The organism is Runella sp. (genome assembly GCF_027484545.1).
Taxonomy (GTDB): domain Bacteria; phylum Bacteroidota; class Bacteroidia; order Cytophagales; family Spirosomataceae; genus Runella.
This window is the reverse complement of sequence record NZ_JAIXST010000166.1, coordinates 1-13,803: the sequence shown is the minus strand read 5'-3', so window position 1 is coordinate 13,803 and position 13,803 is coordinate 1. Positions and strand designations below refer to the sequence as shown.

The 13,803-nt window shown below is 43.8% G+C and carries 9 protein-coding genes; 6 read left to right on the top strand and 3 right to left on the bottom strand.

From position 1 onward, the window contains the following. Nucleotides 1–162 precede the first annotated feature (162 nt). The 4 genes from Q0081_RS15690 to dapA all read left to right on the top strand — a co-directional run bounded on the left by Q0081_RS15690 (nucleotide 163) and on the right by dapA (nucleotide 6,880). Nucleotides 163–3,240, top strand: coding sequence for a TonB-dependent receptor (locus Q0081_RS15690; protein ID WP_298355113.1), 3,078 nt, complete (start codon nucleotides 163–165; stop codon nucleotides 3,238–3,240). A gap of 27 nt (nucleotides 3,241–3,267) precedes the next feature. Further along, nucleotides 3,268–4,590 (top strand): RagB/SusD family nutrient uptake outer membrane protein, encoded by a 1,323-nt coding sequence (locus tag Q0081_RS15685; protein ID WP_298355112.1) that lies wholly within the window; start codon nucleotides 3,268–3,270, stop codon nucleotides 4,588–4,590. Between the two features lie 97 nt (nucleotides 4,591–4,687). Continuing rightward, nucleotides 4,688–5,911 carry an aspartate aminotransferase family protein gene (locus tag Q0081_RS15680; RefSeq protein ID WP_298355110.1) on the top strand — a complete coding sequence of 408 codons (1,224 nt, stop codon included), beginning with the start codon at nucleotides 4,688–4,690 and terminating at the stop codon, nucleotides 5,909–5,911. A gap of 84 nt (nucleotides 5,912–5,995) precedes the next feature. Next, nucleotides 5,996–6,880: a 4-hydroxy-tetrahydrodipicolinate synthase gene (dapA, locus tag Q0081_RS15675; protein ID WP_298355108.1), complete on the top strand. Its 885-nt coding sequence runs from the start codon at nucleotides 5,996–5,998 to the stop codon at nucleotides 6,878–6,880. Nucleotides 6,881–6,957: 77 nt separating this feature from the next. Here the strand turns inward: dapA and Q0081_RS15670 are convergent, their stop codons facing one another. The 3 genes from Q0081_RS15670 to Q0081_RS15660 all read right to left on the bottom strand — a co-directional run bounded on the left by Q0081_RS15670 (nucleotide 6,958) and on the right by Q0081_RS15660 (nucleotide 12,514). Further along, entirely contained in the window at nucleotides 6,958–8,250 is a 1,293-nt protein-coding gene (locus Q0081_RS15670) for a TolC family protein (RefSeq protein WP_298355106.1), read from the bottom strand. Between the two features lie 92 nt (nucleotides 8,251–8,342). Further along, nucleotides 8,343–11,444: an efflux RND transporter permease subunit gene (locus Q0081_RS15665; RefSeq protein ID WP_298355104.1), complete on the bottom strand. Its 3,102-nt coding sequence runs from the start codon at nucleotides 11,442–11,444 to the stop codon at nucleotides 8,343–8,345. Next, nucleotides 11,441–12,514, bottom strand: a complete 1,074-nt coding sequence (locus Q0081_RS15660) for an efflux RND transporter periplasmic adaptor subunit (RefSeq protein ID WP_298355103.1) — start codon at nucleotides 12,512–12,514, stop codon at nucleotides 11,441–11,443. The genes Q0081_RS15665 and Q0081_RS15660 overlap by 4 nt, the downstream gene beginning before the upstream one ends. A 649-nt stretch (nucleotides 12,515–13,163) precedes the next feature. Between Q0081_RS15660 and Q0081_RS15655 the strand changes: the two genes are divergently transcribed. Both Q0081_RS15655 and Q0081_RS15650 read left to right on the top strand, forming a co-directional pair. After that, a complete protein-coding gene (locus tag Q0081_RS15655; protein WP_298355101.1) occupies nucleotides 13,164–13,550 on the top strand; it encodes a DUF6169 family protein in 387 nt (128 codons plus the stop codon). Between the two features lie 49 nt (nucleotides 13,551–13,599). Further along, nucleotides 13,600–13,755 (top strand): hypothetical protein, encoded by a 156-nt coding sequence (locus Q0081_RS15650; RefSeq protein WP_298355099.1) that lies wholly within the window; start codon nucleotides 13,600–13,602, stop codon nucleotides 13,753–13,755. Nucleotides 13,756–13,803 lie beyond the last annotated feature (48 nt).

Below are 13,803 nucleotides of genomic sequence, written 5' to 3'. Positions count from 1 at the left end.
CTTGCTTTCCTGTAACACACTTAACAAAAATCATTTTTTTTAGTTAGTACAATCGGTTGATGGCAATCGTTAATCGCTTTTCTGTTCGTAATTCGTCGGCTATTATTGGAAAAGTCCATTTATTAGTTCTATTTTTTTTCAACTCTAACAAACTAAAATTTCATGAAACAAATTCTACGCATCAGTCTATCAATGGCTGCGTGTTTGTCATTACTCTCCCTGAGGGCACAAGACAAGGTGGTGAACGGAAAAGTCACCTCTTCGGAAGACGGCAGTACTATGCCAGGCGTTTCGATATCAGTAAAAGGTACTACTCGCGGTGCCAATTCAGACAGTGAAGGAAACTATCGAGTTTCAGTTCCTGATAATGCTTCCCTCATTTTTAGTTTCGTTGGGTTTGCTTCCGTAGAGGAAAAAGTAAACGGCCGTTCGGTCATCAATGTCCGATTGACAACGGATGCCAAAAACCTGAGTGAGATTGTGGTTACGGGTTTTGGGTCACAAATCAAAAGAGAACTGACTGGAAACATTGCTAAAATTCGGCCCTCCGATATTCAGGATATGCCCGTCAATACCTTTGACCAAGCTATGCAGGGAAAAGCGGCTGGGGTACAGGTAACAGCGGGCTCTTCTAAATTAGGACAGGCGATTCAGGTGCGGGTGCGCGGAAACTCATCCGTTTCTGCTTCCAATCAGCCACTTTATGTAATGGACGGTATTCCTGTTACCACTCAAAACTTGAGCAATAACGGTGGTGCTACCAACCCTCTCGCTGATATTAACCCACAGGACATTGAGTCGATTGAAGTATTGAAAGACGCTTCGGCAGCTGCAATTTATGGTTCACGGGCTGCCAATGGTGTCGTTTTGATTACCACCAAACGCGGTAAATCAGGACGTACCAACATCAATTTCGGTTACCAAATGGGTTCAAGCACGCCAACAAAACAGGTAAAATTCCTGAATACAGAACAATACTTGCAATTGTACCGTCGGGCTGCCGCAAACTCTGACCGAATTGATGGTTATGTCGCCAACGATCCTGATTCCTATACCACTTATATGGAAGACTTCTTCAAAACCCAAAGTTTGGGGACTTTTGGTACTCCAAAACAAGTGAGCACGGATTGGGGAGGCTTAGCGTATCAAAAAGCACCGATGAGCCAGTATGATCTGAATATGAGCGGTGGTAATGACAAAACTTCGTTTTTTATATCCGGTCAAATGCTTGATCAAAAAGGGATTTTGATTGGAAACGCCCTCAATCGGATGTCAGGCCGTATTAATTTAGACCAAAAAGTGTCAGATCGGTTCCGCATGGGAATCAATATGAGCATGGCACGCACCTTGAATAAGCGTTTGTCGGGCGACCGTCAATTTGACAACCCTATTCAAATGGTGGCATTGCCTCCTATGACTCCTCAAAATGACCCTGAAACGGGTTTGCCTACTGGAACGCCTCCCGGTGATATTTCAATACCTGTGTATTACAATCCCATTATTAACATTGGTAATGCATATTACAATACTACCGTAAACCGCAGTATCAGCAGTGTATACGGTCAACTTCAAATTGTAAAAGGATTAAGTTTCCGTTCAGAATTGGGCGTAGATATATTGAACCAACAGGAAGAGTCCTATTACAACAGTAAGACGCAGCGTAACTTTGGGTCACCCAAAGGCTTCGGAGAAAACGCGTTTACGCGGGTAGAAAACTACAACACCAACAATTACTTCAATTACATTAACGTCTTTGGGAAACATTCCATTGACGGAACGTTGGGGATGTCGTACCAGCAATCGCAGGAAAAATTTAATACGACACAGGGACAGGATTTTCCTTCAGACGCGTATCGGATGATTGCCAGTGCTGCCCGTAAAACGGATGGAAGCTCTACTGAAACCAACTTTCGATTCTTATCTTATTTTGCCCGGGCCAATTACAAATTCAATGACCGCTATTTGGTAAGTCTCAGTGCACGGATAGACGGTTCATCTCGTTTTGGTAGAGACAGCCGCTACGGATTCTTCCCGGCAGCATCGGCAGGTTGGGTATTGTCTGAAGAAAACTTCCTGAAAAACAATGCCATTGTCAGCTTCCTGAAATTACGTGCCAGTTATGGTCGTACGGGAAATGCTGAAATCGGTAATTTTCCGCAATTGGGATTATTCACAGGGGATGCCGCTTACGGTGGACAGCCAGGGCAGCGTCCATCGCAATTGGCGAATCCTGATTTGCGTTGGGAAACCTCTGACCAGGCAGATATCGGCCTTGATTTCGGTCTTTTAAACAACCGTATCAGTGGAGAAATTGATTATTACAACAAACAAACTTCGGGGCTTTTGCTGAACGTAAACGTGCCAGGCACTACAGGATTTACCACGTTGGTGCGAAACGTGGGTAAACTCGAAAACAAAGGAGTGGAATTTGTCTTGAATACTGAAAATTTAGTAGGTGTTTTCAAATGGAAAACCAGCCTGAACTTGGCGGCTAACCGCAACAAAATCACCGATTTGCAAGGTCAAATCATTGAAGCAGGTCTTAACAACATGAGCCGTGCCGTAGAAGGACAGCCATTGGGTACGTTCTTTACCGCAGAATATGCCGGGGTTGACAAAGCCAACGGTGATGCCCTTTGGTTCAAAAATACAACCAATGCAGATGGTTCGGTAGACCGTGCTACAACTAATGTGTATAATCAAGCCCAACGCGTAGTGGTTGGAAATCCACAGCCTAAATTGATTGCCGGATTTACCAATACATTCAGCTACAAAGGCTTTGATTTGAGCGTATTCTTTAACGGTGTATTTGGTAACAAACTTAATTTCTACGGAGTAGGCCGTTTCTCGTCGGCGAATGCCCGGTTTGAAGATAACCAAACGGTGGATCAGTTGGATTCCTGGACCAAAGAAAATCCGAATGCTACATTCCCCGAAGCACGTTTGTTTTTTAACAACGGTGCGCAACCTTCAAGCCGCTTTATTCAGGATGGTTCATTCATCCGTTTGCGGAACGTTACTCTTTCGTACAGCTTACCTAAAACATTGTTGAATAAAGTTAAAATCAATAGTGTTCGTCTGTTCCTGACAGGGCAGAATTTGTTGACTTTCACCAAGTATACGGGTTGGGATCCGGAAGTAAATGCGGATGATGTTGTCACCAACATCGCGCAGGGCTACGATTTCTATACCGCTCCTCAGGCCAAAACAATCACGGGAGGAATCAACATTGGTTTTTAATTTTCACAAACTTTGACCGAAACAAAAATGAAAAGATATATTAAACACACTTTGTTTGTTGCCGCAACGATGCTTTTGGTAAGTGCATGCGACAGCCGTTTGGATGTACAGCCTACGCAAAGTATTGATGAATCAACCGCTTTGGCTACCGAGCAGGACATACAGGTAACTTTAGTAGGAACGTATGATGGAATGAGCAGTACTAACCTCTACGGTGGGGCGATTCAGTATTCTGGTGACCTGCTCGGCGATGACCGCGAAGTGGTCTTTGGGGGAACCTTCGTTACTTTAGATGAACTTTGGCGTAAAACCATTACCACAGGAAATACGCAGGTGCGGGATATGTGGTTGACTGCTTACAGCACTATCAATCGCGCAAATAACGTGTTAGATGCACTGGATAAAGTAAGTGCTGCTAACAAAAATGGTATTGAAGGGCAAGCGCGTCTTATCAGAGGTGCAATGTACTTTGAATTGGTGAAGTTGTTTGCAAAAACTTGGGGTGATGGCGACAATGCTACTAACCCGGGAGTACCTTTGGTATTGACCCCAACGCGCTCCGTGACAGATGCCGACTACAAAGCCCGTAATAGCGTAGCGGAAGTCTATGCTCAGGTGATAGATGATTTGACAAAAGCAGAACAATTGGCCAAAACACCTATCGCCGCAGCGCTGTTGTCCCGGGTTTATTTGATGCAGGGTAATTATGCCTTGACGCGGGATGCTGCCAATCGAGTGATTACGAGTGCAAAATACGCATTGACTGCCAACTTTGGTGGTGCTTTTGTTGATGGTAATTCAGAAGCTATTTTCAGCGTTACTGTTACCGATCAGGATGGAAGCAATGCATTGAATACGTATTATGCGTCATCCCTTAACCAAGGTCGTGGGGATGTTCGGGTTCAGTCCAAACATATTGCTTTGTACGAAGCAACGGATGTGCGCGGTAAGTTTTTCAATACCAGCAACGCTGGCTCAAGAACTTTTACCAGCAAATTCAACGACCGCTTTGGCGATGTACCCGTTATTCGTTTGGCAGAAATGTACCTGACGCGTGCTGAAGCAAACTTTCGTTTGGGAACGACCGTGGGAGCGGCGCCGTTGGCCGATGTAAATACCATCCGCGCCCGTGCGGGTGTGCCTGCTTTGACGGCGGCTCAATTGACCTTGGCGGCTATTCTGAAAGAACGTAAATTGGAGTTGGCGTTTGAAGGTCAGCAGATTCATGACATCAAGCGTACCAAAGGAACCGTGGGAACTACCCCTTTCAATAGCAACAACTTGATTCTTCCTATTCCGCAACGCGAAATGGATGTAAATAAAAAATTGACTCAAAACGCTGGGTACTAATCACAGCCAGAGCAAAGGATTAGTAACAAAAGCAAAAAACCTTCGGCCTTGGTCGGAGGTTTTTTGTTGATATTTGCAGTTGAAAAAAATACGCCCCATGTTGAATACACTTTCGCACCGTCAGGAATTATTCTATAATCACCTTGCTCAAACCTCTGATTTTCCGTTGGCCTTGGAAATTGAACGGGCCGAAGGGATTTATTTATACGGTCAAAACGGCCAAAAATACGTAGATATGATTTCGGGGATTGCAGTGAGCAATGTCGGTCATCGTCACCCCAAAGTACTGGAAGCCATTCAAGATCAGTTGGATAAATACCTGCATTTAATGGTCTATGGCGAATACATTGAGACACCGCAGGTGAAATTAGCGGAGGCTTTGGTGGAAACTTTGACAAAGTCAAAGGCTTTAGACAACGTCTATTTTACTAATTCTGGTACCGAAGCCGTAGAGGGAGCTATGAAATTGGCCAAGCGTTTTACCAGGCGTTCTGAAATTATTTCCTGTTTTAACGCCTATCACGGCAGTACCCAGGGGGCGTTGAGTTTGGCAGGAGCTGAATTTTTTAAGCGCAATTTTCGGCCTTTATTGCCTGATATTCGCCATATCCGGCATGGAAATCAGGATGATTTAGTAATGATTACCTCGCGAACAGCCGCCGTCATTATTGAGGTTATTTCGGGAGAGGCAGGCGTACGGGTACCCCCTGAGGCATATCATCAGGCATTGCGAAAACGCTGTGATGAGACAGGAACATTGCTCATCTATGACGAAATTCAAACGGGCTTCGGGAGAACAGGCAGCTTTTGGGCCTTTGAGCAGTACGGGGTTGTACCTGACGTATTATTATGCGCTAAAGGCATGGGAGGCGGGATGCCGATTGGAGCGTTTATTGCCTCGCAAGAAGTGATGTCTGTTTTTAAAAATAACCCGATTTTAGGGCACATTACTACGTTTGGAGGGCATCCGGTGAGTTGTGCGGCATCTTTGGCTACGCTGGAAATAGTACAGGATATTTTAAATGGAACACGGAGGAACGGAGAAACGAAGGAAAAGAGCGTTATTGAGAAAGGACAATTAATCAAAGAGTTATTGATTCACCCTAAAATAAAAGAGGTACGAGGGCGTGGATTAATGCTGGCGGTAGAGTTCGAGTCGTTTGAAATACTGAAGCCGATTATTGACCGAGCTATTCAGCGACAGGTAATTACGGATTGGTTTCTGTTTTGCGATAATTCAATGCGGATTGCGCCGCCGTTGGTCATTACAGAAACGCAGATTCGAGAGGCATGTGCTATAATTTTGGACGCAATTGATTGACAAATTTTGATACCTTTGTAGCGTTCAATCTACCACTCATCTACCAGTTATCGTAACGGACAAACCGTCTGTAGCACAAATCAAATGGATACCAGATTCTTTGGAGTGGGCGTGGCTTTGGTCACCCCATTCGACACCAACCTTGATATTGATTACTCGGCCCTTAAAAGACTTCTCGACTTAGTGAGTGAAGGCGGCGTAAATTACCTTGTAGTCCAGGGTACGACGGGTGAAACTTCCACCACAACAGCTCAGGAAAAGCTTGATTTGCTGAAGTTTGTTCGGGAAAACAACCCTAAAAAGTTGCCAATTGTCTATGGTTTGGGGGGCAATAACACCCGTGCTGTTCTGGAAACGTTCAAGCAGACGGATTTTACGGGCGTAGATGCTGTTTTATCCGTTTGTCCTTATTACAATAAACCTTCACAAAAAGGGTTGATTGCGCATTTTACCGCTATTGCAGACGTAAGTCCGGTACCCGTTTTTCTTTACAATGTGCCCGGACGTACAGTGGTCAATATGAAGGTGGAGACAATTGTAGAGTTGGCAAAACACCCCAATATCATTGGTATCAAAGATGCCTGCGCCAATTTTGACCAGTACATGGAATTGGCAGATGCCTGTCCAAAAGACTTTTTACTGATTTCAGGCGATGACAATCACGTTACACCAATGGTAAGCGTGGGTTGGAAAGGGGTGATTTCGGTGATCGCCAATGCATTCCCGAAAGAATTTACGGAAATGGTGTGGCATGCTTTGGGAGGTCGTATGGAAGATGCTTCCGCCATTCAGTTCCGTTTTCTGGACATGGATGCTCCGCTGTATGCCGAGTCTAATCCGGTAGGTATTAAAAAATGCCTTGAAATTAAAGGGATAAGCGGTAGTGAGGTTCGTTTGCCTTTGGTAAAAGCCTCTGATGAATTGGGGGGCAAATTGAAAGAAATTATGGAGCGCGAACAGTTGATCTGATTTCGTGAGTAGTTATATAAAAAAGGTGCCCCGAAAGCTATTTTCGGGGCACCTTTTTTATAGGGTTTGATTTGAAACTATTTCAATTCATTGATTAATCTCAACAATTCAATTTCAGCGGCTTTAGCAGCAAAACTTAAATTTGTCATGGTAAGACCCGCATTTTCAAAACTTTCCTGTGCCTGACGCACCTCTACAATGGTAGCCTGACGAAGTTGGAACCGTTGAAGAGCAAGACTTAATAATTGCCTGGCTAAGTCTACGGTCTTTTTTTGGTTATCCAATTGTTGCAAATTTGCGCTGTACGCCTGATAAGTTCTTACAGCAGCACTACGAAAATCTCTTTGTAAGATACTTTTTTGTAAGCCCGCATTTTTGGCATTTATCCCCGCGATTTGTTCCTGCCGTTTAAAAATTCCGCCATTATAAATCGGAACGGCTAAGGATAAACCGACAAGCGGACCGCTGCTTTGGTTAAGCAAAAGCTGTCCCGCAGTTTGCTGATTTCGGTTGTAGCTGTACCCTGCATTGGCCCGTAGGGTAGGGTAGCGCAGTGCCAACGTTTCTTTGATTAACTGTTCTGCTATTCGTATCTGGTAGTTGGCAGCCATCAGCTCGGCATTTCTGTTCAGATTTTCTAAAATATTGGGTAAGGAAATACTACGGTCTACAATGATCGTATCCTGAATTATAATTGAGGAATCAGGGCTTGAATTCATCAACAGCAATAAATCTGTTTTGGCCTGAGCGATAACAAGTTGCTGCGATTGTTTGGTCTGTTCCAACGTATTCAAATCAATTTGGGATTGAAACAAATCGGCATTATTTGCTAAACCCACGCTCTGCTGCGCTTTTACAATCTCCAAACGTTTTTGAGCTACGTCAATGGACTGGTCAATGGTACGGGTGTAGGCTTGTTGCCGAATGACATCGTAGTATTTTGTCATCACTGCCGCAATTGTATTCTGCACCTGCGCATTGACAAATTGCGAACTCTGTAACTCAATCTGTTCCAACCGGTTTTTCGTGGCTTTCACGCGGTAACCATTGTAAAGCAAGATACTTCCCGTTACGTTGGAGTTTAACTGGTTGGCAATCGCTCCATTGCGTTTAATTTCTACTCCCGTATTTAATTTTTGATTTACGTTCGTAATTTGTTCGTTATCAGTAATGTTGGCAGTTACAACGGGCCGCCCGCCTGCAATACTGATGTCGTTATTAATGTCGGCAATTCGTACATTATTTCTCAACACTTCAATATCAAGGTTGTTTTTCAGGGCTATACTGACCGCGTCGGGTAAGGTAAGGGTTTGTGAAAAGAGCCTTTGAGTAAAAAATAAAGAGAAAAGTAGGAAGGTGTATTTCTTCATTTTGAAGATAGTATGTTACAAAAAAGGTAATTGTTATGTATCAACGTTGGCAAGGTTTGTTACGTACCGTATAACCTTGCCAACGTTTGTTTTTAGTGTACTGCTACTTCTTTTTCTTCAGGAGTTTCAGCATCAGCTGTTTTGTGTTTGCCGGAAATAAAGGTGTAGACCGCAGGAACTACAAACAGCGTCAGTACCAATGAAAACAAAATTCCGCAAACTACCACGATACCCAAAGGAACACGGCTGGTACCGGCAGCTCCTAAGCTTAAGGCAATCGGCATAGCTCCCAATGACGTAGCAAGACTGGTCATTAAAATAGGGCGAAGGCGTTGGGTGGCAGCATCGACAACCGCTTCCATTTTTTTAAGCCCACTCTCTCGACGTTTGTTGGCAAATTCTACAATCAAAATCCCGTTTTTGGTCACGAGGCCAATGAGCATGATCATTCCAATCTGTGAAAAAATATTCAGAGTTTGGTTGAATACCCAAAGGCTTAATAAGGCACCTGCCAGCGCCAAGGGCACCGTAATCATGATGGTGAACGGGTCAATGAAACTTTCAAACTGAGCCGCCAATACCAGATAAATCAACACCAAAGCCAGTGCAAATGCAAACAGGATATTGGATGAACTCTCTGAAAAGTCTCTAGAAGGGCCTGAAAGAGCCGTTTGATAGCTTTCATCCAAGAGTTTATTAGCAATTTTATTCATGGCATCTATGCCATCACCAATGGTATAACCTTCGGATAAAGAAGCAGAGATAGTCGCTGCTTTATAGCGATTGTAGTGATAAATGGTAGTAGGGTTTGTGCTTTCCTCCCATTTAATGACCGAACTCAATGGAATGTTTTCTCCCCGTGTATTGCGCACATACAACCGCCCAATGTCTTCGGGCTTGTTGCGGTCGCTCCTTTCTACCTGTGCAATGACCGAGTATTGATAGCCGTTCTGAATAAAATAGGCCAAACGCCCACCGCTGAAGGCTGCCTGAATGGTCGCAACCACGTCTTGAGTGCTTAGCCCTAAGTCCTTGATTTTCATACGGTCAACCGTCAGTTTTAATTCTGGGCGATTGAACTTCAAATTGACGTCTACGTTGGCAAAAGTTTTATCGCTTCGAGCCGCATCCAAAAATTGTGGAATAATAGCCCGCAGTTTGTCCAAGTCTTGGTTTTGGAGAATAAATTGAACAGGCAGTCCGCCGCGGGAGCCAAAGCCAACCGAAATCGTTTGTTCTTGCACAGCAAATATCCGTGCTTGATTGAAACGGTTTAGTTTTTTCTGTAAATCATTCGTAATGTCACTTTGACTGCGTTTACGTTCGGTAGGAGGTACTAAAGCCAAACGCGGCGCGGCGCTGTTGGTACTGCCACCTCCACCCGGCCCTCCACCCGGGGTACGCACAAAGATGAAATCACGCTCCGGAATGGAATCATATAAAAACTTGCCCAAATCGTCGGCAATTTTCGCCATTGAGCTATAACTCGTGCCTTCGGGGGCTGTCACGTTGAAACGGATGCTGCTGCGGTCTTCCAAGGGCGCGAGTTCGCTTTTTAGATTACCTATGCAAAACCAGATAATTCCACCACAAGCAGCTACAATGATCCAAGCCATCCAGCGCACTTTGAGGAATGCTTTTAATGAGCTTTGATAGCCATTTTCCATTCCTCGGAAGAATGGTTCGGTTTTTTGATAAAACCACCCGTGTCCTGCTTTTTTACGAGTCAAGTAGACGTTCAATACTGGTGTGATGGTCAATGATACGAACGCAGAAACCAACACTGCCGCGGCTAAGGTGACTCCAAATTCCCGGAACAGACTTCCCACAAAACCTTCCAGAAATATCACGGGTAAAAACACAATCGCCAGCGTGATTGAGGTAGAAATGACCGCAAAGAAAATTTCTTTACTGCCTTCAATGGCGGCTTTTCGAATGGGTAAACCCTGCTCTAATTTCTTAAAGATATTTTCCGTGACCACAATCCCATCATCCACCACCAAACCCGTTGCCAGTACAATAGCCAACATGGTGAGGATATTGACTGAAAAGCCCGCCAAATACATGATAAAAAACGTAGCGACCAATGAAATAGGAATATCAATCAATGGTCGAATGGCAATGAGCCAATCGCGGAAAAAGAAGAAAATAACCAATACCACCAAGATAAAAGAAATGATGAGGGTTTCTTCCACTTCGGCCAATGAATTACGAATGTTTTTGGTGTTATCGCTTAAAACTTTGAGTTGAATGTCGCTTTTACTGCTTTTCTGAATTTGATCAAGACGTTTATAGATTTCATCGGCAATTTTGATGTTATTGGCTCCCGGCTGAGGAATAATCGCCAATCCTACCGCGTGCAGACCGTTGTATTTCCAGCTTTGCTCCAATTGTTCGGGGCCTAATTCTACTTTGGCAACATCGTTCAAACGCACGATTCCTGTAGCATCTTCACGGATAATTAAGTCCTGGAATTGCTTTTCGGTGGTCATGCGCCCCAATACCCGAATCGTTAAATCGGTGTTGTTGCCATATATTTTTCCGGGGGGCAACTCAATATTTTCGCTGTTGAGTGCCGTACGAATATCCGAGAATGCGACGTTGTACGCGTTCATCTTGTCAGGATTGAGCCATACCCTCATGGCATAGCTTTTCTGCCCAAAGATATTAATTGCACTTACTTCATCAACCGTTTGAATCTGTTGTTGCAGCACGTTTTCAGCGTAGTCACTTAGCTCCAAAAGGCTTTTGGTCTCGCTCTGAATGGCCACAATCATAATAAAATCTCCGTTAGCATCGGCTTTTGATACTACTGGCGGTGCATTAATGTCCTGAGGAAGGCTGCGAACGGCTTGGCTTACCTTATCGCGTACGTCGCTGGCGGCATCTTCCAAATCTACTCCCAAATTAAACTCTACGCTAATTTGGCTGTTGCCTTGCGAACTGGATGAGGTGATGGTACGGATGCCTTGAATTCCGTTGATTTGTTTCTCCAACGGTTCAGTGATTTGGCTTTCGATGATATCGGAGTTGGCTCCTGTGTAAGAGGTACTCACCGAAATCTGGGGAGGGTCAATGGCTGGATAGTCACGAACGGCTAAAAAAGTAAGCCCAACGACTCCAAAGATGACGATTGCCAAGTTCATGACTGTGGCAAGCACGGGGCGGTTTATAGATAATTCTGAGATATTCATCGTTTTGCTGCTTTTCGTACTTTGAGAATGGCGTCAGGTTTGGCAAACAACACGCCGGTTACTACCACCGAGTCGCCTTCACTGATTCCTTGCGTGATTTCAACATTATTGGCAGTACGTGTTCCCGTTTGGACATTGACGAAGGAGGCCTTACCCCCTTTTACTAAAATTACTTGATTGTTTCTATCGTCAGGGATGATGGCATTGGTAGGAATCAAAATGGCTTTTTTATTATTGCCACTGCTGATAATCACTTTGGCAAAAGCCCCCGGATTGACCCGCGCATTATCTAATAATGCCCGCACCATCAAGTTACGGGTTTGGCGGTTGGCTTGGGGTTCGAGCGCTATCACCGTTGCTCTTCTCATGGTGGTATCCCTGCCTTCCAGTTTTACTTTTACTACACTTCCTATCCGTATCAGGTCGCTGTTTTCTTCAGGAAGGGTAAAGTCTATTTTCATCCTGCCCAGCTGTTGCATGGTAGCAAGAATAGTTGTTGGAGTCACGTACGCGCCTGGGCTCACCTGACGCAATCCAATGGTGCCACTAAAAGGAGCCCGAACAATAGTCTTGTCAATGAGCGTTTGAGTATAAGCAGCATCCGCTTTCAGAGTATTGACGGTATTCAGTGCGGCATCATAGTCGCTTTGATTGATTCCGTTTACGTCCAATAGTTTTCTAAGGCGTTCTTCAGTTCGAGTGGCGGTCTCCAATTGAACTTTTGTCCGCTGTACCTGTGCTTCCAAATCCGCACTGTTGATTCGGGCTAATATAGTTCCCTGAGCTACTGATTTTCCTTCTGGAACGTTTAAATACGTGAGCCGTCCGCTGACTTCGGGCCGTAACTCCGTTGATTCATTAGGAATGATTGTTCCGTTGGCTTCCACTACATTGGTTATTGGTTGGAGAGTTGCCACCATTACATCTACGAGAGTGGGCTTGTCTTTTTTCTCATCGCCGCCGCCGCCTTTGCCTTTTTCTTTCTTTTCTTTACAGGAAGAGAATGCGAGACAAAATAGGAGCAGGTACAAACTGATATAGGTAGAGGGAGTTTTTTTAGGGCAATTCATTAAAATAATAGTTATAAGTAATCAAACAAAGTAAGTGCCTGTCGAGACAGTTTATGTTAACGGTTAGGACAAATATAAAGAATCAAATGCAAGTAAAAGGGCATTTTTCCCTCAAAAGGCTAAAAAACGAGAGCAACTACTCATATAACGCTACGTGTGCTGATTTTCTACCCGCTATTTGCAAAAGGTAAAGGCAAATAACCGAAATTGACTTATCTCCAATTTCTATACGTTGTTTTTGTCATTTGCCTGGAAATAACCGATGTCGCCCAGAGGTACAAATGCCCATAAAGGCGAAGTGAATTTGTGATTTTTGGGGATTAGTGGGAAATACGAATTTTTTTATTGGTGATTTCGTTCTTATCTTTGATTAGACAAAACAAAACTCAAATAGTAGTCATGATTATTGTTGTGAATTCCGACAACCCTGATGCTCAGCCCGTGAAAGCAAGTTCTAAAGCAGAGTCCTTTATCAGAAAAAAGATAGAGGATAAAAGGCTTATACGCGACTATATCAAGCAAGGGTAAAGATTTGTCAGAGCTTACAACCAGCCGAGGGATTGAGTTTGTCAGCCCCCTAATAATATTGAGTCCTTCTCAAACGGCCTTCTATTTATAACCGACGCAGGTATAGAGTATAGGATAGTTTTTGAAAAACATACTGCTTTTTACGAATTTAGGCTACCAATCTTTCGAGTTTAGCTTCTACCCAGTAGGCAATCGTACTTCTGTTTTTGATGATAGAATAAGGACAACTATTTTGAAAGTATTGAAAGATTTTTCGGATACCCATCCCGATTGTGTGTTATTGTACATTTGTGATAGTCTTGATAATCAGGCGAGAGCCCGAAATATTTTGTTTAATAGGTGGTTTAGGGAAGTAGCTCCGCCTCATCTCCTTAAGTTCAATCGGAAAATCATTGATACCGATTTAGACATGGTTTACTATGCTGCCTTTGTCTTCAACAAGTTATATATAGCCGAGAATGTACTTGAGCCCTACGTTGATTTAGAAGTTCAGAATCTGAGCAAGTAGTTAAATCTAACGTCGGTTTGGTTTAGAGCCTTTTATCAAAATTTCTCAGATGAAAAATAGCCTCAACTTCCAAAAATTACACACCGCTGATTTTTTAATCAACAGTTCTGCGGAGCCAGCTAATAACGATAAAGCATTTAGCAATTTTTTAAAGAATAGAAAGAGCAAGGTAAAAGCTGCTCCTTCTAAAAAAGTGCTGAAATAATCTTTCGGGAGGCAAACGCTGATAAAAACGGAGTGAGTTTGGGATTTT

What these genes read in the sequence shown, in the direction of transcription:
- Q0081_RS15690 (WP_298355113.1), top strand. Translation starts at nt 163, where the DNA reads ATGAAACAAATTCTACGCATCAGTCTATCAATGGCTGCGTGTTTGTCA.
- Q0081_RS15685 (WP_298355112.1), top strand. Translation starts at nt 3,268, where the DNA reads ATGAAAAGATATATTAAACACACTTTGTTTGTTGCCGCAACGATGCTT.
- Q0081_RS15680 (WP_298355110.1), top strand. Translation starts at nt 4,688, where the DNA reads ATGTTGAATACACTTTCGCACCGTCAGGAATTATTCTATAATCACCTT.
- dapA (WP_298355108.1), top strand. Translation starts at nt 5,996, where the DNA reads ATGGATACCAGATTCTTTGGAGTGGGCGTGGCTTTGGTCACCCCATTC.
- Q0081_RS15670 (WP_298355106.1), bottom strand. Translation starts at nt 8,250, where the DNA reads ATGAAGAAATACACCTTCCTACTTTTCTCTTTATTTTTTACTCAAAGG.
- Q0081_RS15665 (WP_298355104.1), bottom strand. Translation starts at nt 11,444, where the DNA reads ATGAATATCTCAGAATTATCTATAAACCGCCCCGTGCTTGCCACAGTC.
- Q0081_RS15660 (WP_298355103.1), bottom strand. Translation starts at nt 12,514, where the DNA reads ATGAATTGCCCTAAAAAAACTCCCTCTACCTATATCAGTTTGTACCTG.
- Q0081_RS15650 (WP_298355099.1), top strand. Translation starts at nt 13,600, where the DNA reads ATGAAAAATAGCCTCAACTTCCAAAAATTACACACCGCTGATTTTTTA.